Source organism: Bifidobacterium choladohabitans (assembly GCF_016102005.1).
Taxonomy (GTDB): Bacteria; Actinomycetota; Actinomycetes; order Actinomycetales; family Bifidobacteriaceae; genus Bombiscardovia; species Bombiscardovia choladohabitans.
Genome location: NZ_JACFPL010000003.1, coordinates 234,194 through 252,572, shown reverse-complemented (window position 1 = coordinate 252,572; position 18,379 = coordinate 234,194). Strand labels below are relative to the sequence as shown.

Below are 18,379 nucleotides of genomic sequence, written 5' to 3'. Positions count from 1 at the left end.
TGTCAGTCCTCCTTGTTCATGAAGAATATCTGGACCAGGGAGATCAGCATGAGGATGATCCCCAGCAGCAGGGCCATTGCGGAGGCCATGCCGGCGGCCGAAGGCCCCTGCGGGAAGGCCAGGTTCCTGATGTCCATCAGCAACACCTGCGAAGTGTAGGCAGGACCGCCGCCGGTCAGCATTTGTGGCTGACCCCAGACGTTGAAGGCACCGCCCGTGGTCATGATGGTCGTATAGAAGAGCGGCAGCTTGATGGCTGGCAGGGTGATGCTGAAGAACTGCCGGATGGGTCCGGCGCCGTCCACCGAGGCCGCCTCGTACAGATCCTGGCTTACCCCGGACAGGGCCGACCGGTAGATGATCAGGTTGCCGCCGATGCCTCCCCAGAGGCTGAGGACGAAGATGGCGATCCAGGCCCAGGGCTGCTTGCCCAGCCAGTTGATGTCCCACCGGAAAGTGGTGTTGAGCAGGCCGAACTGGGAGTTGAAGACCAGCCGCCAGACCAGGGCTCCTGCGGCCACGGAGATCAGCCCGGGCACGTAGAAGATGGCCTGGAACAGCCCCACTCCCTTCAGGTGCTTGGTCTGCAGGGCCCAAGCCAGCAGCAGGGGGACGATGATGGTCAGGGGCACGCTGATCAGCACGAAGATGATCGTATGCCACATGTCCCTCCAGAAGATGGAGTAGAAGTAGGTGGACTTGTCGAAGATCAGCTTGAAGTTGTCCAGGCCGACCCAGGTGGGGGAACCGACCAGGTTCCACCTGGTGAAGGCCAGGTAGATGCCGAAGAAGATCGGGATGACTCCGAAGATGGCGAAGACCACCATGTGCGGGGCGATGTAGGGGAAGGCATGCCAGAAGGACTTCTGCCCCAGCGGACGACGCTTGCCCCGTCCACCCATGACTGCGGTTGTGCCGTGTGCGCTCATGATTGCTCCTGAATCTGGATCTGGCCCTGGGTCATCAGATCAAGCGTCTTCAGACCTTCCTCCAGGGAGATGTTCCGATAGACGATGTCCATGAAGGATCCCCATCCGGCTGTGGCATAGCCGCCATAGATGTAGTTGGATGTCTTGATCCATTGCCGTTCACGCTTGTCGTTGGTGAAGGAGGCCTGGATGAGCTTCTGGTAATCCGGGTTGTTCAGGTCACGGTAGGCCGGCGATATGGATCCCACGTCCGACCACATCATCCAATGCTTGTAGACGAAGTCCACAAAGTCGGCGGCCGCTTTGACCTTGGCCTCGGGCCGGTTCTTGTCCTTGAGCTGGAGCCAGTTCTGCTGGTACAGGAAGTTGGAGGGATGCTCGGTGCCGTACTGGAGGGTGTTGATCTCGCCAACCTTGTCCTTGCCCAGGGTGGAGGACATGTTGCCCTGCGCCCAGGTGCCCAGCATGCCGAAGACCGCATGACCGGAGGCGAAGACCTGCTCGCCGTCGCTGTCGATGGGCGAGAGCATGCCCTGGTCGTTGAGGTCGCGCAGTGCCTTGAGCGGCTTGCGCCAGCCTGGACCGGTCATGTCCTTGACACCATCCTCGATGTTGGTGCCGGTGCTGTATAGCAGGGACATCATGGCCCAGGGCAGGTTGCCCAGGCAGAGCCCGTAGACGTCCTTGGGCAGCTTGCCCTTCATGGAGGCGATCTCATCGGTGGTGACCAGCCGGTCGTCCAGGATATAGTCCAGGCCGTACTTGTGGATCAGATCCTTGTTGTAATAGATGGCCATCTGGAACATGTACAGGGGGATGCCGTAGGACTTGCCCTTGACCACGGTGTTCTGCCAGGCCTGCGGCAGGAAGCTCGATTCCTTGAGCTCCGGGTGGTACTTGGTCCACACCGTCGAGGGGTTGAGCAGCCCCTGGCTCTGCAGTACCGAAGTGGAGAACGAGTCGTTGATGACCAGATCGGGGATATTCTTCCCGGTCTGCATGACGCTGTAGATCTTGGTGGTCAGATCCCCGCCGTTCATGGGTTGGAAGACCACCTTGTACTCGGGGCTCTGTGCATTGAAGGCCTTGATGATTTTCTGCATGGCCGGGCCGTCATCGCCGGTCAAACCATTCCAGAAGTAGATTTCCTTGGCGGATTGATCGCCGCCGCCACAGCCTGCGGTCGAGACCACCATGCCACATATGGCCGCCAGGCTCAGCAACAGCCTGAGCCAACGCCGCGCAAACAGGGGCATGTGGGTTCCACCTCCCCCGTGTCTTTCTTCCTTGAAGACACTCACAATCCCTCTTGCTCCTCTCGATGGGACCGGCACACCCGTATGCCGGCAACCCTGCATCGTTTCTTCGGAACCCGTCGGCCCCCGGGCATCGAACATCGACACCCTGCGAGCCGGACCGACCGGTTCATAGTGATTTGCAACGTTGCAAATTCAGGGTAGCATGCATTCTGCAACCGAACAAAATCGTTGTTCCATATCAGAACCATCCAGGTAGGCCTTACTGAATCAACAGCCAATCTCCCGGCTGACAGGTAGACTTGGGGCACTATGGCAGCATTTTCATCTTTGACCGATCGGCTCTCCCAGGCCTTCACCCACCTGCGCTCCAAGGGGAAGCTGACCGAGGCCGACATCGACGGCACAATCCGCGAGATCCGCCGCGCCCTTCTGGATGCCGATGTCTCCCTGGACGTTGTGCGCTCCTTTACCGGACGCATCCGGGAACGCGCCCTGGGCGAGGAGGTCTCCAAGGCTCTGAACCCGGCCCAGCAGGTGGTCTCCATCGTCTATGACGAACTGACCGACATCCTGGGCGCGGGAGTGGATCGACCGCTCAATTTCGCAAAGAACCCGCCCACGGTCATCATGCTGGCCGGCCTGCAGGGTGCAGGCAAGACCACACTGGCCGGCAAGCTGGGCTACTGGCTCAAGGACGCCGGCCACACCCCCCTGCTGGTGGCGGCCGACCTGCAGAGGCCCAACGCGGTCACCCAGCTCCAGGTGGTCGGCGAGCGCGCCGAAGTGCCGGTATATGCACCCGAGCCGGGCGTGCAGACCAGCGGATCCGAGCTGGCGGCCCCCGGACAGGTCACGGGCGATCCCGTCAAGGTGGCGGCCGACTCGATCAGGGTGGCCAAGGACAAACTCTACGACGTGGTCATCATTGATACGGCCGGACGACTGGGTGTGGATCAGGAGCTGATGGAGCAGGCCCGCAATATCCGCGACGCCGTCCACCCCGACGAGATCCTCTTCGTCATCGATGCCATGATCGGCCAGGACGCGGTCGCCACAGCCAAGGCCTTCGACCAGGGTGTGGACTTCACCGGCGTGGTCCTGTCCAAACTGGACGGCGATGCCCGCGGCGGCGCTGCCCTGTCGGTGGCCTCGGTGACCGGCAAGCCCATCCTTTTCGACTCCAACGGTGAGGGACTCAAGGACTTCGAGGTCTTCCACCCTGACCGGATGGCCTCCCGCATTCTGGACATGGGCGACATCCTGACCCTGATCGAGCAGGCCCAACGCCAATTCGACGAGGAGGAGGCCCGCAAGGCCGCCGGGAAGATGTCCGAGGGCAGCTTTGGTCTGGACGACTTTCTGGAGCAGCTCCAGCAGGTTCGCAAGCTGGGCTCCTTCAAGAGCATCCTGGGCATGATCCCAGGCATGGCCCAGCACCGTAAGGAACTTGAGCAGTTCGACGAAAAGGAGGTGGATCGGACCCAGGCCATCATCCAGTCGATGACTCCCCAGGAACGACGCGACCCCAGCATCATCGACGGCTCACGACGGGCCCGGATCGCCTATGGCGCCGGCACCACGGTCTCGGCCGTCAACGGCCTGCTGCAGCGGTTCGAGCAAGCGGCCAAGATGATGAAGCGGATGACCAATGGCAGCCGTTCGATCCCAGGCATGGGCGGCATGGGCGCCGGCGGCGGCAAGAAGGGCAAAAAGGGCAAGAAAGGCCGCAAGGGTTCCCGTTCAGGCAATCCCATGAAGCGGGAGGCCGAAGAGAAGGCTTTACGCGAGCGCCTGTCCGGCAAGGGCAAATCCTCCGGCGGTTCGGCCTTCGCCAAGCGCCCCGAGACTCCGCAGATGCCCGAGGGCCTGCCGGACCTGCCCCCCAACCTCGGCGGCGGACTGGGCGGTCTCTTCGGCGGCCGCTGACCCCTCACTCCTGCAGGAGACAATGCCACGTGAACACCCTTCTCTGGATTCTCCTCGGGCTCATCGCCTTGTGGATGGCCCTGCGCTTCCTGCCAGCCGGAGCTGACCGGCACCGCCCCCTGGTGGAGCTGATCGCCCTGATCGACCTGCTGACCGCTCCCCTGTTGGTCATACTCTTGTGGACGGTCTTCGCGCGCGCCTGGCCCCAATGCCTGCTGGCACTGATAGAACTCACTCTGGTCAGCTGCCAGCGCCTACGCTACCGGCTGCCTCCAGCAGACCGGACCAGCCATTCATCATCCGACCATGGACTGAGCGTCATGACTCTGAACTGCCGCTTCGGCCGGGCCGATCCTGAAGAGGTCGTGCGTTGCGTGCGCGCCTATGGGGTAGAAGTGCTGGCCCTGCAGGAGGTAAAGGGGAAGCTGCTGGAATCGCTTCAGGCTGCGGGCCTGAATCAGCTCCTGCCCTATCTGACGCAGGGGGTTGCGAGCCCTGACGACAACGGCGGCCACAACGTTATTTTCTCGGCCAAGCAACCCGTCAAAGCCTCGCCATCGGCCCTGGTCCTTCCGGCGGCTGCAGTCCCCCTGGTCGAGCTCAAGACCAGCTCTGGACCGATCCGAGTGGCCAGCGTCCATCCCAAATCACCCCAACGAGGCGCCAGACAGTGGGGCATGGGCATCGCCGCCCTGGCCAGGCTGACCCATCCGCCCGTGCCCACCATCGTCATGGGCGATTGCAACGCCACCCTGCAACATCCGACCTTCCGGGCCATGCTGGCCAAATCCGGGCTGCATGACGCTTCTTTGCATCTGAAAGCCGGCAGCCATCCGACCTTCCCCTCCGTAAGCGCGCTGCCCCCGTTAATTGAAATCGACCATATTCTTACGGACGGTGGCCTGGTCCCGCAGTCCATGCATGCCCTCCGGATTCCTGGCAGCGACCACCGGGCTCTGGTGGCCCGGCTGACTCTGCCGCGTCGGCTCTGAGCACCATACAGGTTCACCACCCGCCATATCCCCCGGTTGAGGTATACTTTTGCTGTTATTCATGTCCGGAGGAGCCCTCTCATTCCGACGGTCGTGAGGAACACGCCAGGAGCGCCACCATGCCCCACATGGAGACGCCGCCGGGCACACCAAGTACCAAGGAGAGCCGTTTTGGCAACCAGAATTCGTCTGAAGAGAATGGGCAAGAAGTTCTACCCCTTCTACCGCGTGGTCGTGGTCGATTCCCGCAAGAAGCGCGATGGCAAGGTCATCGAGGAGATCGGCACCTACGATCCCAACACCCAGCCCTCTTCAATCAAGATCGACTCCGAGCGCGCCCAGTACTGGCTGGGTGTGGGCGCTCAGCCCAGCGACCCTGTCTTCAATCTTCTGAAGATCACCGGCGACTGGCAGAAGTTCAAGGATCTGCCCGGCAAGGAAGGCACCCTTAAGGTGCCGCAGGCCGAGGTCGATGCACAGGCCCGCATCGAGCAGGCACAGAACGAAGCCCAGAAGCTCAAGGCCGCCAAGTCCGAGGCTGACGCCAAGGCCAAGGCTGAGGCGGAGAAGGAAGCCCCCAAGGCCGATGAGTCGGCGGATGCCGCCCAGGCCGAGCAGGCTGCTGAGTAAGGCACATTCACCAAGGATTGGAAGGACCGGCTATCATGCTTGCACAGGCCGTTGAGCACCTGATCAGGAACATCGTGGACTTTCCCGATGACGTGTCGGTCAAGTCCCACGAGAACTCTCGCGGAGAGCTGTTGCGGGTGCGGGTCAACCCCGAGGACATCGGCCGCGTGATCGGCAGGGGCGGCAGGACCGCCAACGCCATCCGCACCGTGATCCAGGCGCTGGCCGACCACAAGGTGCGCGTCGACATCATGGACGTGCGCCGGTGAGCCCCAGCCGGTCCACCAATCACGACCCGCAGGGTCCGGACCCTCAGCAGCAAAGGTTGCTGAGGGTCTGCCGTATCGGCCGCGCCCAGGGACTCAAGGGCGAGGTCAACGTGTATGCCTACACCGATGAGCCCGAGCGGCGCTTCGCCCCCGACACCCAGTTGCAGACCAAGGACGGGCAGGTTTTCACGGTGGTCTCATCCCGCCGCTTCAAGCAGCGTTGGATCGTCCTCTTCAAAGGGGTGGAAGACAGGAACGCATCCGAAGCGCTGAACGGCATCGAACTGTATGTCCGGGCTGATCCAGCCGAGGAGCTGGCACAGGAGGATGCCTGGTATCCCGAGGATCTGATCGGGCTCGAGGTTCGCATGGCCCCGGGCAACTCTCTGGGTGAACCATCCGGACGAGTGGTCGGCCAAGTCAGCGACGTGCTGGACGGTGTAGCCCAGCAGCAGCTGCAGATTCGCATGGCCGCCGAAGAAGGCGAAGAGGAAGCGGAAGGGCTGATACCCTTCGTCGAAGCCCTGGTGCCCCAGGTTGATATTGAAAAGGGGTACGTGGCCATTGATCCACCTGGAGGACTCCTGCCCGGACTGGGCTGAACCTATCTTTTAGCACAACCGTATGTGGGGAGTCAGCGGCTCGGAAAGGACACTGACTCCCCACTTACGGGAAATGCGCCCTGCCTAAGCAGGAAATCTTATTGAGCTACATGTCTTCGACCACAAGATATGTCATATCCAGGGGGCCATGCACGCCCACCACAATCACCATCTCGATGTCGCCCGTGTTGGAGGGGCCGGTGATGAAGTTGATGTTGGAGGTCTTGAGCTCGCCTGAGACCAGAGCCGGGTCGTAGTAGTCCATGGCCTGCCGGGTTCGGGGCAGGATCTTGGACTTGCGGATGATGCTCAGGTAGTGCACCGGCAGGAAGTGGAAGGCACGGCCCTGACCCGGGGTGGTAGCCACGGTGATGGTGCCGGACTCGGCCAGCAGGAAGTCCGCAAAGGCGATGGCCGTTCCGGACTCGTCGGCGGTCCTGATGTTCTCCTCGCGACTGGCCCCCGGCTTCCAGAAAGTGGCGGGCGGGTTCAGGCCGTCCCTCCACTCCTCAAGACCGAAGTCCGCAAACAGGTCGGAGGTGGGCAGCATCACGTGGTCGCTGTCGTCCTTGCGCGAGTCGATGAACTCATCCAAGGCGGTGGGCAGACCAGCCTTGGTGCAGGTGCGGAAGTCCACATGGACGGCCTCGCTGCTCTTCCGGGCGATCTCCAGCAGCTCGTCCTGGGTATGACCCGACAGGGTGGTCTCCGGCAGATCGTTGACCGGCACCAGAGGATGATCCTTGAGCTGGTGGCGGGGCCGACCGCTCTTCTTGGCCAGATAGTCCAGGAATACCTCACGATCGGTCATGCCTGCTGCTCCTTCTTGTGATGAGCGAACCAACTGCGGAAGTTCTCCCCGTGCTTGGGCGGATCCGGCAGATCACGTACCTTGGTCCATCCGCCGAAGACGAAGGGCATCCATTCCACATGCCGATCACTGGCGAAGAGGTTCTTGGCCGTCTCCGGCTGCTGCTTGGATATGGGGGTCAGCATGGCGTGATCCACACCCAGGGCAGTGCGGAAGAGCGAGGAGTGGCCGGTTCCCAGACCCATGACCCTCATGACCGTGTCGTCGATCAGATTGGCTTGGGACTGGTCATCCATCATGATCCGCCGGTGCTCGATCATGAGCTGATGCAGGGGAATCTTGACCGGACAGGTGGCCGTGCATGCCGCACACAGGCTGCAGGCGTAGGGCAGGTCCCCGAAGTCGTCGTAACCCCCGTCCAACACCGGCGAGAGCACCGAGCCCACAGGGCCCGGATAGATGGATCCATAGCCGTGGCCGCCGATGTGCCGGTAGATGGGGCAGACGTTCAGGCAGGAGGCGCAGCGGATGCACTGGAGGATGGGCTCAAAAACCGTTCCCAGCGCGTTTGAACGGCCGTTGTCCAGAATGACCACATAGACATCGTCCGGTCCATCCGACTCCTGGTCTGTGCGTGGCGCAGTGTAGGTCAGGTAGGAGGTCAGCTTCTGGCCGACAGCGGACCGGGCCAGCATGTTGTCCATGGTCTCGGCCTCCTTCATGGTCGGCACCAGACGCTCCATGCCCATGACCACCACCTGGGTCTTGGGGATGCACATGGCCAGGTCGGCGTTGCCCTCGTTGGTCACCAGGTTGATCATGCCCGTGTCGGCCACGGCGAAGTTGCAGCCGGTGATGCCCATGTCCGCCTCAAGGAAGTGCTTGCGCAGAACCTTGCGCGAGAACCGAGCCATGTGCTGGGGGTCGTTGTCACCCTTGTAGCCCAGCTTCTTTTCGAAAACCTGCCGAACCTGCTCGCGGTTCTTGTGCAGGGCGGGGAAGACCAGATGCGTGGGCTGGTCCCAGTCGTCCTCCTCCAGGATGAACTCGGCCAGGTCGGTCTCCAGCACCTCCAGGCCGGGCACAGTCATCAGCGTGGGGTCCAGGTTGATCTCACTGGTCACCATGGACTTGCTCTTGACGACGTGCTTGGCCTTCTTTTCGATGGCAATCTGCTTGATGTACTGGGCAGCCTCATCGTCGGTCTGAGCGAAGAAGACATGACCGCCGCGCTTCTCCACGTTGTCGGAGAACTCCTCCAGATAGTCAGGCAGGTAGCGGATGACGTGCTGGCGAATCTGCTCGCCCAGGTCGCGCCACTGTTCCCAGTTACCCAGTTCCTGACGGGCGGCCTCCCGCTTGACCCACTGGGCGTCCTGGGCCTTGGCCACCGCCTGCTGGGCGAATTTGTCCTGCTCGGACTCCTTGACCCTGGTCAGGAAGGGAGCCTTGCTGGTCCGCAGATATTGCGCGGCCTTCTTGCCATTGACCATGCTGCTCATACCAGAGCCCCCTCTTCCTTGGCAGCCCTGACCGAGCCCACGGCCCCATCGCCGGCAGAGCGGCCTTCCACATACTTGACGCGGCTCATGTCCACCTTGTGATTGAGCACCTCAGCCAGGTGCATGATGGTGATCTTCTCACCGCGCCGGTTGAAGCGGCCGCCGATGTTCATCAGGCAGCCCGGATCGCAGGAGATGAGGACGCTGGCCTTGGTGCTGAGCACGTCGTTTACCTTCTCATCGACCATCTGCTTGGAGATCTCAGGCTCCTTCATGGAGAACATGCCGCCGAACCCGCAGCAGTTCTCGATGTGGGGCAGGGGGACCATGGTCAGTCCCTTGACATGGTCCAGCAGGACGAAGGGGCTGGTCCGCTCCCCCAGCAACCGGGTCATGTGGCAGGAGCGGTGGTAGGTGGCCACGGCATCGAGCTCGGCACCCGCGTCCAGCACACCCAGCACCCTATAGAGGAACTGCGAGAACTCATAGGTCTTGTCAGCCATGGTCTGGGCCTTGGCCGCATAGACCGGGTCGTTCTTCAGATGGAAGGGCAGCTCCTTGAGCATGTTCACGCAGGAGCCCGCCGGACCCACGATGTAGTCGGCATCCACGCTCAGCAGAGCATCGACCTCGTTGCGCATGACCTGCATGCTCTCCTTGACATACCCGCTGTTGAAGGTGGGTTGGGCGCAGCAAATCTGCTCCTTGGGAAGATAGGTGTCGCAGCCGAACCGCTCCAGTACCTCCACCATGGCCTTCCCCACGTTCGGAAACATGAGGTCCACCACGCAGGTGGAGAATATCACTACTTTCATTACCGCACCTCTCTACAACCTTGCACGCCAGGTCCGAACCATCCCCGGATCGTGGAGAAACCCAACATCACTTGAACCCCTAATCCTTCCAACACATCGCTGCCTTGCGACCGACCACGCCTATGCGGACACCGATGTGCAATCCCGAAAGGACCCATCATTATCATGGTCTCGACCTGGAATTCGCACCGTCGGGAATCGCCCACCCTCAGCTTTTGAACGTGTGAGATTTACCACATATATGTTACCACGGCGGTCTGGGAACCTTTGGCATGTCAAGGATGGGAGGTGACTGGCCGGTTCGCTACAGTGGAGTCAGACCCTGCGCGGCCATTCTCGTGAAAGGGGCAATCAGCGCATGTCCAACCACCTGCAACTCCTCCTGCTCTATGCACCCGCCATCATCTTCGGCCTGCTCTTCCTCTGGGACCTGCACAAGGAGCCACGGCAGTTCCGCAATGCCATCTGGCTCCTGCTCCTCCTGCTGACCCTGGGGGGAGCGCTTCTTCTGCAGTTCGGGATGCGCTGGCTGATCCTGCCTCTGGTCATCCTGCTCATCCTCTCCCCCCTGCTGGTGATCTGCTTCCTGCTGGCCAACACGGTCATCGTCATCCGGCACGAGGGGGTCTCCCTGACCACTCTGCTGCCCGGACTGCTGGCGCTGGCCGTGGTGGCCTACATGATTCTTTCGCCCCTCCTGGCTGGATTCGGCGCTCCCTCATGGCTGCAGAAACTGGCCGGGCTGATCGACCTGGAAGCCACCTGGTTCTTCTTCTCCTTCCTGGCCCTGCTGCTCTATTCCAACTTTTACAGGATGCTGCCCCGCAAGCGTCGCTACGACTACATCATCATCCATGGAGCCGGTCTGCGCGGCGAAGAGCCCACACCCCTGCTCCGGGGACGGTTGGACAAGGCCGTAGACCTCTGGAAGCGGCAGGGACGAAACGGGCGCTTCGTGGTCTCAGGCGGACAGGGCCCGGACGAGGCCATCAGCGAGGCCAGGGCCATGGCTCAGTATCTGCGCAACTCCTGTGGGGTGCCGGCCGAGGCCATCATCATGGAGGACCGGTCGACCACGACCCTGGAGAACCTGCGCTACTCCAAGCAGATACTGGATGACCGCTACGAGATGGGCACCGGGCCAGAGCATTACCGGGTGGCCCTGGTCACCAGTGACTACCACGTCTTCCGAGCCAGCGAATATGCCAGCAAGGTCGGGCTGAATGCCGACGGAATCGGCTCACACACCAAGGGCTACTACTGGCCGACTGCCTTCATTCGGGAGTTCGTGGCCATCACCCGCATGCACTGGTGGCCCTACCTGGTCCTTGCAATAGGCTGGGCCGTCTGGGTCGGCATCTCATTGCTGAATTGAAACCATTGCCTTTCGGAAGCAATCAGAGGTCATACAACCTGAACCTCGCCCTTATCCTGACGGGCCAGGCTGCGCTCCAGGAACCAGGCCACCAGGAGGATGCCCAGGACGATCAGAAAGACGAAGACGAAGGCCCAGACTGCTCCGAACTGGAAAGCCTGAGCGCCGACATGGATCCCCCGGGCCTTGGGCATGCCCGTGATGATGGCAGCCAGGACCCCGGTCGAGGCGGCGCCGGAATACTGCTGAAGGGTGTTGAAGAGGGCATTGCCGTCAGGCACCAGTTTGGCTGGGATATGCTGCAGTCCGACCGTAAGCAGGTTGTTGAAGACGCAAGCCTGACCGACCATGTAGCAGGCGTAGAGAAGGACCATCAGCGGAACGGTCAAGTGCCGGCTGAGGACCAGGAAGCCCAAGGCCGAGAGGAAGAAAGCAGTGCTTCCCACCGCGAGCAGTCCCCGCAGGCCATGGCCGTCCAAATAGCCTCCTGTTATGGGCTGGCAGAGGGCCGAGAGCAGGCTCCCCGGCAACAGAAGCAGGCCAGCCACGGTGGAGGTCTCTCCCAGTACGGACTGGGCCATGTTGGGCAGGATGAATGTCAGGCCGATCTGAACGAACTGGACCAGGAAGTAGAGGATCAGGGCCAGGGTGAAGGTACGGTTCCGAAAGACCGCGATGTCGATCAGCCTGGTGCTCTGGTGGGCAAGAGCCCAGACCCCTGCAACAAGGGCCAGGGCCCCGATAAACAAGGAGAGCCAGGTTATAGGACCATGCACATCCAAGGTGCTCAGACCCATGGTCAGACCGGTCAGGAAAATACCCAGAAGAAGGAACTGGAGCCAGGCGAAGGGACCGACGTGGGCGCTCTCCCTGTCAACCGAGATGAGGGCGATGAGCCCGAAGACCAGCTCGATGGGCAGCACGATCAGGAAGATGGCCCGCCAGGAAGAGGCTTGGATAACGGCTCCGCCGAAGGTCGGGCCCAGGGAGGGCGCTAGGGCCACCGCCATGCCGGCGCTGCCCACGTAGCGGCCCTGGATGTGCAGAGGAACCTTTTTCATAATCAGGGAAAAGACCAAGGGAAGAGCGATACCGGTGCTGATGCCCTGCAGGAGGCGCCCCGCCATAAGAACGGGAAAGCATGGGGCGAGAATGCACATCAGATCGCTGCCCAGGAATATTCCCACGCTGGTCAGAATCAATGCGCGGGTAGTGAATGAATGTTCCAGCCAGGCGGCCGCCAGAACCGTCAAGGCCACCACGAGCAGATAGCCGGTGGTCAGCCATTGGACCGTGCCCAGCCCGGTTTTGAAGTACCGGGTCATCTCCGGAAAGGTGACGTTGAGCGAGGTCTCCAAAAGGACCCCGCAGAAGGCGAGCCCGGCTGTGCCGGTAATCAGCAGTTTTGTTTTCTTATCAACATGGTCGACCATGGACCGTCCGCTCCTCACACATCAGACTGTTCGCATAGCCATCACCACGGATCCGTACGGCATGGCATCATCCGATGCCGCTCTCATTGCTGTTTACGCAACGGTTATAGCTCTCTGGCTGCGTTGATGACATCTTCCAAGCCGGATTCATACGCGACTTGAAGACCCAGACAGTGTAACACTCATAGGTGTACCAATCCGCGCCCGATCCCGACCCGAACAAGCTTGGGTAGAGTTGGTCACATGCAAATCGATATCGTTGCCGTCTTCCCCGAATATTTTGACGTAACCGGACTCAGTCTGCTGGGCAAGGCCCAGGAGAAGGGCCTGGTGACCATACGTGCCCACAATCTGCGCGATTGGACCTATGACGTGCATCACTCGGTGGATGACACTCCGGTGGGCGGCGGAGCGGGCATGGTGATGAAACCCGAAGTCTGGGGCCGATGCCTGGACGATTTATTGAACGTTCCAGAAGGATCGGCTCTGCAACAACCCACCACCGACCAAACAGTCGACACTGCCGATGCCGAAGAACGAAAAGAAGCAAGGAAGAGTTCCGGCGACGAAAGCTACGGCATAGCATCCGAGGCAGATTCATCTGCAGACAACCACGAGGCCGGCGCGGCCAAACCAGTCCTGATCTTCCCCAACCCATCCGCTCCCCTGTTCACCCAGGCCGACGCGACCGAGCTGTCACGGGCGAAGAGGCTGGTATTCGGCTGCGGCCGCTACGAAGGGTATGACGCACGCATCCCCGTCTACTACCGGAATCAGGGGGTCGACGTCAGAGAGTATTCCATCGGCGACTACGTGCTCAATGGAGGCGAGGTGGCCGTCTCGGTCATGCTGGAGGCCATCACCCGGCTCCTGCCCGGCTTCATGGGCAATCCTGAATCCATCTTGCAGGAGTCCTACACCGGGGATGAGCCGCTGCTGGAATACCGCCAGTACACGCGTCCCACCACCTGGCGTGGCATGGCCGTGCCCGAGATACTGACCAGTGGCGACCACGGAAAGGTGGACAGGTTCCGACGCGATGAGGCCATCAGGCGAACCAGTCGAATCCGTCCCGACCTGATCGCCCGATTGGACTGCTCAGCCCTTGATAAGCATGACCGCCGTCTCTTGGAAGATCTGGGCTGGGATACACATGGAACCCATCCGGGTCCTCTGGATCGGCCATCGGATTGCAGGGCTGATCAGCGGGCCGTCAGATAGTAGACTGCTGTCTCGCCGTAAGTGCGAGCCTGATCAATGGCCCATCCGTCAGGAGCCGTGGGCGACGGGGTGCGTGTCGATCGCTCCAGAACGATCATGCCTCCATCGTCCACCATTCCTCGACCGGTCAGACCGGTCATGATGCTTTGGCAATCCTCCGTCGACAGATTGTAAGGCGGGTCCATGAAGACCAGGTCGAAGCAGACCTCGGACAGACCTGCATCCTCATGACCGGAGGAAAGAGGACGAACAAAGCGCTCGGCACGGTTTCTGCTGACCCGAATATCCATGGCTGAATCCCAGGCCGGATGGTGACGCAGCCCAGCGGCCGAACGTGACAGGAGCCCAGCGACACGACCGGAAGACTCCACAGCCACCAGGCTCTGGGCCCCGCGGGATAGGGCTTCGAATCCCAAAGCCCCGGTACCGGCGAATAAATCCAGAACTCGTGCACCGGGCAGCAGGCCTTCGGACTCCAGGTGGGAGAAGATGGCTTCCTTGGTCCGATCGGTGGTGGGCCGGGTGCCCTTGAGGGCTGCGGGAATGGGGAATCCCTTGAAGCGGCCGGCGATGATGTGCATATGGTCCGTTGTCCTTTCAGCTAGAGACCAGGAAACCTTCGTTGCCCCTCATGAAGTCCAGGACGGCGCCAGCCAGCTCGGGCTGCCCGGCCAGGGTGGGATCGGACTCCAGGAGTTGGCCCGCCTGGGTTCGAGCACGGGCGATCATGGGTGCGTCGGTGACCACCCGCAGAAGTTTCAACGAGGAATGACCACCGGACTGGGCATCGCCCAGCACGTCGCCGGCTCCCCTGATGCGGATGTCCTCCTCGGCGATTTTGGCCCCGTCAGTGGTGTCGCGGATGACATTAAGCCGCTCTGCAGCCGGGGAATCCGCAGGGGCGCGTGAGATCAGGAAGGCCCAGGAGTCTGTGCCGCCGCGCCCCACCCTGCCGCGCAGCTGATGAAGCTGGGAGAGTCCGAACCGATCGGCATCGAAGATGACAATGCAGGAGGCTTGGGGCACATCCACCCCCACTTCCACAACCGTGGTGGCCACCAGCAGGGGGGTGCGACCCGAGGCGAAGTCCCCCATGACGGCATTCTTGGTGGCATCGTCATCTCGTCCGGTCAACGTGGCCATGGCAATGCCCTGGAACTGCGGCAGGGCGGCCAGGCGCTGGCTCATTTCGACCACCGAGTGCAGAGGCGGACGCTGGCCATCACCTTGGTCCTCCTCAGCAAGAAGCTCAGGTTGGGAATCGGATCCGCCGGATTGGCCGGGGCGGTCTGAGGAGGCCGAGGAATCGTCCTCATCGTCGATGCGGGCGCAGATCACGTAAGCCCGCTCCCCAGCCTCGATCCGTCGACGCAGGTGCAGGAACATGGCGCCCATGGTCGCTCCGTCAGACTCGGCGATGACATGCGTGCGGACTGGCTTGCGGTTGCTGGGCAGCTCGGTCAGGGCGGAGATGTCAAGATCTCCGAACCAGGTCATGGCGGCTGTACGCGGGATGGGCGTAGCGGTCATGATCAGCAGGTGGGGAACTCGCTCGGATTTGCGACGTAGCTCCTCGCGCTGCTCAACCCCGAAACGATGCTGCTCGTCTATAACGGTCAAGGCCAGGTTGGGAGCCTGGAAGGTCTTGGAGAAGGCCGCGTGGGTGGCGATGACGATGCAGGGACGGCCCGAGGCTGAAACAGCCAGGGCGGAGCGGCGCTGGGCCAGTCTCATACCTCCGGTCAGCAGTACCAGAGGCAGGACCAGCTGATCCGTCATACGGATCATGGTGACGTTATCCACAGGCTTATGGCGGCCCGCTACGGCAGTGGCGGTCACATCGGTGCCCATGGCCTTGAGCATGCCGCCGATGGAGGCATAGTGCTGCTCGGCCAACACCTGGGTGGGAGCCACCAAGACAGCCTGATGACCAGCCTGGACCGCCTGGAGCATGGCTGCCAGGGCCACCACGGTCTTGCCGGAGCCGACCTCGCCCTGCAGAAGCCGCTGCATGGGCTGATCCTTGGCCATGTCGACACCGATATCATTGATGACCTGACGCTGGCCATCGGTCAACTGGAATGGCAGAGAGTCGATGAAACGGGCAGTCAAGGTGTCTGGACGGTCGGCACCCGAATCCGCGCATGGATAAGTGGGCTGTTGCTGGGTCTGTCGGCGGGTCTGCAGAAGGGCTGTCTGCGAGACGAAGGCCTCCTCATAGCGCAGGGTCTTGCGTGCCGCAGCGAAGTCGTCAGGGCTGTCGGGCGCATGCATGCCCAGCAGGGCACGAGCACGATGCATCAGCCCTTGGTCGACACGGACCTGCTCGGGCAGCACATCGGGTATGGACCGACCCAGCGCTTTTGGATCGATGCGGACCTCGGCGCTGGGCTGACCCTCTTCGGCGGCACCGGCCACAGGAGTGGGGTCAGATGCATCCTCGGCCTGCACCAGCAGACGCAGAAAACCCAGAATGACATCGTGAATATGGTCCGAGGAGATGCGGGAACTGGCGTGATAGACCGGTCGCGGCCGACGGACACGTTCCAAGGCCTCGTCAAGGCTGGCAGCATCGGGCCGAGAAGCGTCCGCCGAAACCCCCTGATCGGCATCGGCCACAACCAGGGTCTCTGGATGGGTGAACTGGAGCTGGTCCATGTAGACACCGGGCTCACCGGCCACGACCAGATCCGCCCCCACCTGCAGCCGACGGACCATCCAGTCCATATAGGGCTTCTTATGAGAGAAGAAGACCAGCCTGACCGCCAGCGGAGTGCCGCCCCGACCACTGACGAAAACTGCATCGTCCACCATCACGTCCAGCCGAAAGCCCCGGTGCCCGCTCAATGGCACCAGACGCACCTGATCAACACGGGCGGCGAAGGCGCAGGGCTGGCCAAGGCGAATGCCGGCAATAGTGGTGACTTGCATGGGATCAGTGATGCGGAAAGGATAGTAGGTCAGCGCATCCCCGACTGTAACCACACCCAGAGCCTTGAGAGCGCTCACCCTACGCCTATTGGCCACCAGCGAGGCCACGGTGCTGTGCAGACCAACTCGAGCCACTGCCGACATACCCGATCACCTCCCGCAAGCAAGCGCCGACCATCATCCCCCGGGATGACAAGAACCCCCGGAGCTTTGCCCCCGGGGGTCCCAATACGACCGACGAACCGCACTCAGGCGGCGACGCGCTGCACCTTGCCGGCCTTGAGGCACTTGACACAGACGCGCAGACGCACGTTCTGGCCATCAACGGTGGTGTGCACCGACTGCAGGTTGGGGCGGAAGATGCGCTTGTTCCGGATATGCGAATGAGAAACACTGTAACCGGTCTGCGGGCCCTTGCCGCACACCGCGCAACGAGCTGCCATGATGACTTCCTTTACGTTGTTTTCCAAGTCGTCCCAGGTGTTCCGGCCCGCAGCACAAGGCCACGGATGAACACACAACTTTGTTAGACTACTACATTCCACCAGGGAAGGCAAATCAACAGTCTCAGGCACGAGGAGGCTTGCGGAAGATGCCGATCAGAGACTGGAGCACCCCGCAGAACACCCCGCCGATGATCCAGATGGCCCAGAATGGGATGCGCCAACCGAAGAGGTTGTCGTAATTGCCCGAGAAGAGCATGGTCAGGGCCACCAGCGTGCAAAGGCCCATGATGGTTCCGCTGATGGCATTGCTTACCCGGTGCTCGTAACGATAGGTATCCCAGCGACCGTCATCGACGGAATCAACCTGCCTGTTGTAGGCACGGAGGTTCATCATCCTATGGCTTGTTCCAGCGTGGACCAGTAGGAAGACCCCCAGAGCCAGAAGAAGGAAGAAGACAAACCCTCTGACCTGATCGGACCAGCCCCAGATCAGGTATCCGGCAGAGTTGATACCCACATCCAGGAGCACGACAGCCAGACCGCAGACCAACTCCCAGGTAGTCTGCCGATAAACTCGCGAGCGCTCCTCATCGGTATAGAAATCCGCCACATAGGGATGCCTGCGGCGAAAGTCCTTCCTGGTGGAAATCGCCGGTATGAGACAGGCCAGGCCCAGGACGATGCCAATCATCAGAGCAAGAAAGGCCAGACCATTCTGGGCGTCGGTCGGTTGACTGACTCCGGCGAAAAGACCACCGAAAGCCAGTCCCAGCATGATAAGGGCAATTCCGAAAGCCATCCGAAGACTGTAGACATTGCTGAAGGAGGCGTAGCCGGTAACGTCTTCCATAGCAGACGGGACAGGCGGCATAGTCGCATGGATTGGCGGAGTCGCCTGGGTGGTTTCCTGATGGTCCGGCCTGGATGCACGCTGCCCGGAACCCGGGTGCCGAACATCACCCAGGACCAGGTCATCAAGGGTGCAGCCGAAGAGGTCACAGATGGCCAGAAGCTTGTCCATCTCAGGATAGGCCTTGTCCGACTCCCACTTGGACACCGCCTGACGGGACACCCCCACCAGCATGGCCAGCTGCTCCTGAGTCATGTTGCGCTGCGAACGCAGATACTGCACGTTGGTTCTGAAACTCATAACGTTCTTTCTCCCGATCGACAGAATGCCGATTCAACCAGCAACGAGACCATGATGAAACGTGCAGGCCCCCGACCACCACCAGCTT

At 61.5% G+C, this 18,379-nt stretch carries 17 protein-coding genes; 7 read left to right on the top strand and 10 right to left on the bottom strand.

Translation table 11 applies throughout. The features are described 5' to 3' along the window. Window positions 1-2: 2 nt before the first annotated feature. Both H3S97_RS07100 and H3S97_RS07095 read right to left on the bottom strand, forming a co-directional pair. Window positions 3-929 carry a carbohydrate ABC transporter permease gene (locus H3S97_RS07100; RefSeq protein ID WP_232356357.1) on the bottom strand — a complete coding sequence of 309 codons (927 nt, stop codon included), beginning with the start codon at window positions 927-929 and terminating at the stop codon, window positions 3-5. Then, window positions 926-2,185, bottom strand: a complete 1,260-nt coding sequence (locus H3S97_RS07095; protein WP_198220106.1) for an ABC transporter substrate-binding protein — start codon at window positions 2,183-2,185, stop codon at window positions 926-928. Before H3S97_RS07095 ends, H3S97_RS07100 begins: the two co-directional genes overlap by 4 nt. Window positions 2,186-2,497: 312 nt before the next feature. Here H3S97_RS07095 and ffh point away from each other — a divergent pair, with 312 nt between their 5' ends. The 5 genes from ffh to rimM all read left to right on the top strand — a co-directional run bounded on the left by ffh (window position 2,498) and on the right by rimM (window position 6,607). Further along, window positions 2,498-4,114, top strand: coding sequence for a signal recognition particle protein (gene ffh / locus H3S97_RS07090; RefSeq protein ID WP_029676245.1), 1,617 nt, complete (start codon window positions 2,498-2,500; stop codon window positions 4,112-4,114). A gap of 29 nt (window positions 4,115-4,143) precedes the next feature. Next, window positions 4,144-5,106, top strand: a complete 963-nt coding sequence (locus H3S97_RS07085) for an endonuclease/exonuclease/phosphatase family protein (protein WP_198220105.1) — start codon at window positions 4,144-4,146, stop codon at window positions 5,104-5,106. Between the two features lie 171 nt (window positions 5,107-5,277). Then, window positions 5,278-5,736 (top strand): 30S ribosomal protein S16, encoded by a 459-nt coding sequence (rpsP, locus tag H3S97_RS07080; RefSeq protein WP_029677710.1) that lies wholly within the window; start codon window positions 5,278-5,280, stop codon window positions 5,734-5,736. 35 nt (window positions 5,737-5,771) lie between these two features. Beyond that, a complete protein-coding gene (locus H3S97_RS07075; RefSeq protein WP_015021362.1) occupies window positions 5,772-6,005 on the top strand; it encodes an RNA-binding protein in 234 nt (77 codons plus the stop codon). After that, a complete protein-coding gene (gene rimM, locus H3S97_RS07070; protein ID WP_198220104.1) occupies window positions 6,002-6,607 on the top strand; it encodes a ribosome maturation factor RimM in 606 nt (201 codons plus the stop codon). Before H3S97_RS07075 ends, rimM begins: the two co-directional genes overlap by 4 nt. 106 nt (window positions 6,608-6,713) lie before the next feature. On the opposite strand, the gene H3S97_RS07065 is transcribed toward rimM, so the two are convergent. Genes H3S97_RS07065 through H3S97_RS07055 form a run of 3 tightly spaced genes read right to left on the bottom strand, consistent with a single transcriptional unit; the run spans window position 6,714 to window position 9,735 of the window. Next, a complete protein-coding gene (locus H3S97_RS07065) occupies window positions 6,714-7,418 on the bottom strand; it encodes a LutC/YkgG family protein (protein WP_045935029.1) in 705 nt (234 codons plus the stop codon). Next, complete coding sequence (locus H3S97_RS07060) at window positions 7,415-8,920, bottom strand: LutB/LldF family L-lactate oxidation iron-sulfur protein (RefSeq protein WP_232356356.1); 1,506 nt, start codon at window positions 8,918-8,920, stop codon at window positions 7,415-7,417. The genes H3S97_RS07065 and H3S97_RS07060 overlap by 4 nt, the downstream gene beginning before the upstream one ends. Beyond that, entirely contained in the window at window positions 8,917-9,735 is an 819-nt protein-coding gene (locus tag H3S97_RS07055) for a (Fe-S)-binding protein (protein ID WP_198220103.1), read from the bottom strand. Before H3S97_RS07055 ends, H3S97_RS07060 begins: the two co-directional genes overlap by 4 nt. A 358-nt stretch (window positions 9,736-10,093) precedes the next feature. On the opposite strand from H3S97_RS07055, the gene H3S97_RS07050 reads away from it, so the two are divergent. After that, entirely contained in the window at window positions 10,094-11,110 is a 1,017-nt protein-coding gene (locus H3S97_RS07050) for a YdcF family protein (RefSeq protein WP_232356355.1), read from the top strand. Window positions 11,111-11,139: 29 nt separating this feature from the next. Here H3S97_RS07050 and H3S97_RS07045 read toward each other — a convergent pair whose 3' ends face one another. Continuing rightward, window positions 11,140-12,543 carry an MFS transporter gene (locus tag H3S97_RS07045; RefSeq protein ID WP_198220102.1) on the bottom strand — a complete coding sequence of 468 codons (1,404 nt, stop codon included), beginning with the start codon at window positions 12,541-12,543 and terminating at the stop codon, window positions 11,140-11,142. Window positions 12,544-12,786: 243 nt separating this feature from the next. Between H3S97_RS07045 and trmD the strand changes: the two genes are divergently transcribed. After that, on the top strand, window positions 12,787-13,764 hold the full coding sequence (trmD, locus tag H3S97_RS07040) for a tRNA (guanosine(37)-N1)-methyltransferase TrmD (protein ID WP_198220101.1): 978 nt from the start codon (window positions 12,787-12,789) through the stop codon (window positions 13,762-13,764). On the opposite strand, the gene rsmD is transcribed toward trmD, so the two are convergent. The 4 genes from rsmD to H3S97_RS07020 all read right to left on the bottom strand — a co-directional run bounded on the left by rsmD (window position 13,746) and on the right by H3S97_RS07020 (window position 18,291). Then, on the bottom strand, window positions 13,746-14,345 hold the full coding sequence (gene rsmD, locus H3S97_RS07035; RefSeq protein ID WP_198220100.1) for a 16S rRNA (guanine(966)-N(2))-methyltransferase RsmD: 600 nt from the start codon (window positions 14,343-14,345) through the stop codon (window positions 13,746-13,748). The two genes, trmD and rsmD, sit on opposite strands and share 19 nt — an antisense overlap. A 16-nt stretch (window positions 14,346-14,361) precedes the next feature. Then, a complete protein-coding gene (locus H3S97_RS07030) occupies window positions 14,362-16,839 on the bottom strand; it encodes an ATP-dependent DNA helicase RecG (protein ID WP_198220099.1) in 2,478 nt (825 codons plus the stop codon). A gap of 104 nt (window positions 16,840-16,943) precedes the next feature. After that, a complete protein-coding gene (gene rpmB / locus H3S97_RS07025; RefSeq protein ID WP_029677698.1) occupies window positions 16,944-17,138 on the bottom strand; it encodes a 50S ribosomal protein L28 in 195 nt (64 codons plus the stop codon). 124 nt (window positions 17,139-17,262) lie between these two features. Beyond that, on the bottom strand, window positions 17,263-18,291 hold the full coding sequence (locus H3S97_RS07020; RefSeq protein WP_198183689.1) for a helix-turn-helix transcriptional regulator: 1,029 nt from the start codon (window positions 18,289-18,291) through the stop codon (window positions 17,263-17,265). Between the last annotated feature and the right edge of the window lie 88 nt (window positions 18,292-18,379).

What these genes read in the sequence shown, in the direction of transcription:
- trmD (WP_198220101.1), top strand. Translation starts at nt 12,787, where the DNA reads ATGCAAATCGATATCGTTGCCGTCTTCCCCGAATATTTTGACGTAACC.
- H3S97_RS07075 (WP_015021362.1), top strand. Translation starts at nt 5,772, where the DNA reads ATGCTTGCACAGGCCGTTGAGCACCTGATCAGGAACATCGTGGACTTT.
- H3S97_RS07020 (WP_198183689.1), bottom strand. Translation starts at nt 18,291, where the DNA reads ATGAGTTTCAGAACCAACGTGCAGTATCTGCGTTCGCAGCGCAACATG.
- H3S97_RS07100 (WP_232356357.1), bottom strand. Translation starts at nt 929, where the DNA reads ATGAGCGCACACGGCACAACCGCAGTCATGGGTGGACGGGGCAAGCGT.
- H3S97_RS07095 (WP_198220106.1), bottom strand. Translation starts at nt 2,185, where the DNA reads ATGCCCCTGTTTGCGCGGCGTTGGCTCAGGCTGTTGCTGAGCCTGGCG.
- H3S97_RS07060 (WP_232356356.1), bottom strand. Translation starts at nt 8,920, where the DNA reads ATGAGCAGCATGGTCAATGGCAAGAAGGCCGCGCAATATCTGCGGACC.
- H3S97_RS07030 (WP_198220099.1), bottom strand. Translation starts at nt 16,839, where the DNA reads ATGTCGGCAGTGGCTCGAGTTGGTCTGCACAGCACCGTGGCCTCGCTG.
- H3S97_RS07045 (WP_198220102.1), bottom strand. Translation starts at nt 12,543, where the DNA reads ATGGTCGACCATGTTGATAAGAAAACAAAACTGCTGATTACCGGCACA.
- H3S97_RS07065 (WP_045935029.1), bottom strand. Translation starts at nt 7,418, where the DNA reads ATGACCGATCGTGAGGTATTCCTGGACTATCTGGCCAAGAAGAGCGGT.
- H3S97_RS07055 (WP_198220103.1), bottom strand. Translation starts at nt 9,735, where the DNA reads ATGAAAGTAGTGATATTCTCCACCTGCGTGGTGGACCTCATGTTTCCG.
- rsmD (WP_198220100.1), bottom strand. Translation starts at nt 14,345, where the DNA reads ATGCACATCATCGCCGGCCGCTTCAAGGGATTCCCCATTCCCGCAGCC.
- ffh (WP_029676245.1), top strand. Translation starts at nt 2,498, where the DNA reads ATGGCAGCATTTTCATCTTTGACCGATCGGCTCTCCCAGGCCTTCACC.
- rpmB (WP_029677698.1), bottom strand. Translation starts at nt 17,138, where the DNA reads ATGGCAGCTCGTTGCGCGGTGTGCGGCAAGGGCCCGCAGACCGGTTAC.
- H3S97_RS07050 (WP_232356355.1), top strand. Translation starts at nt 10,094, where the DNA reads ATGTCCAACCACCTGCAACTCCTCCTGCTCTATGCACCCGCCATCATC.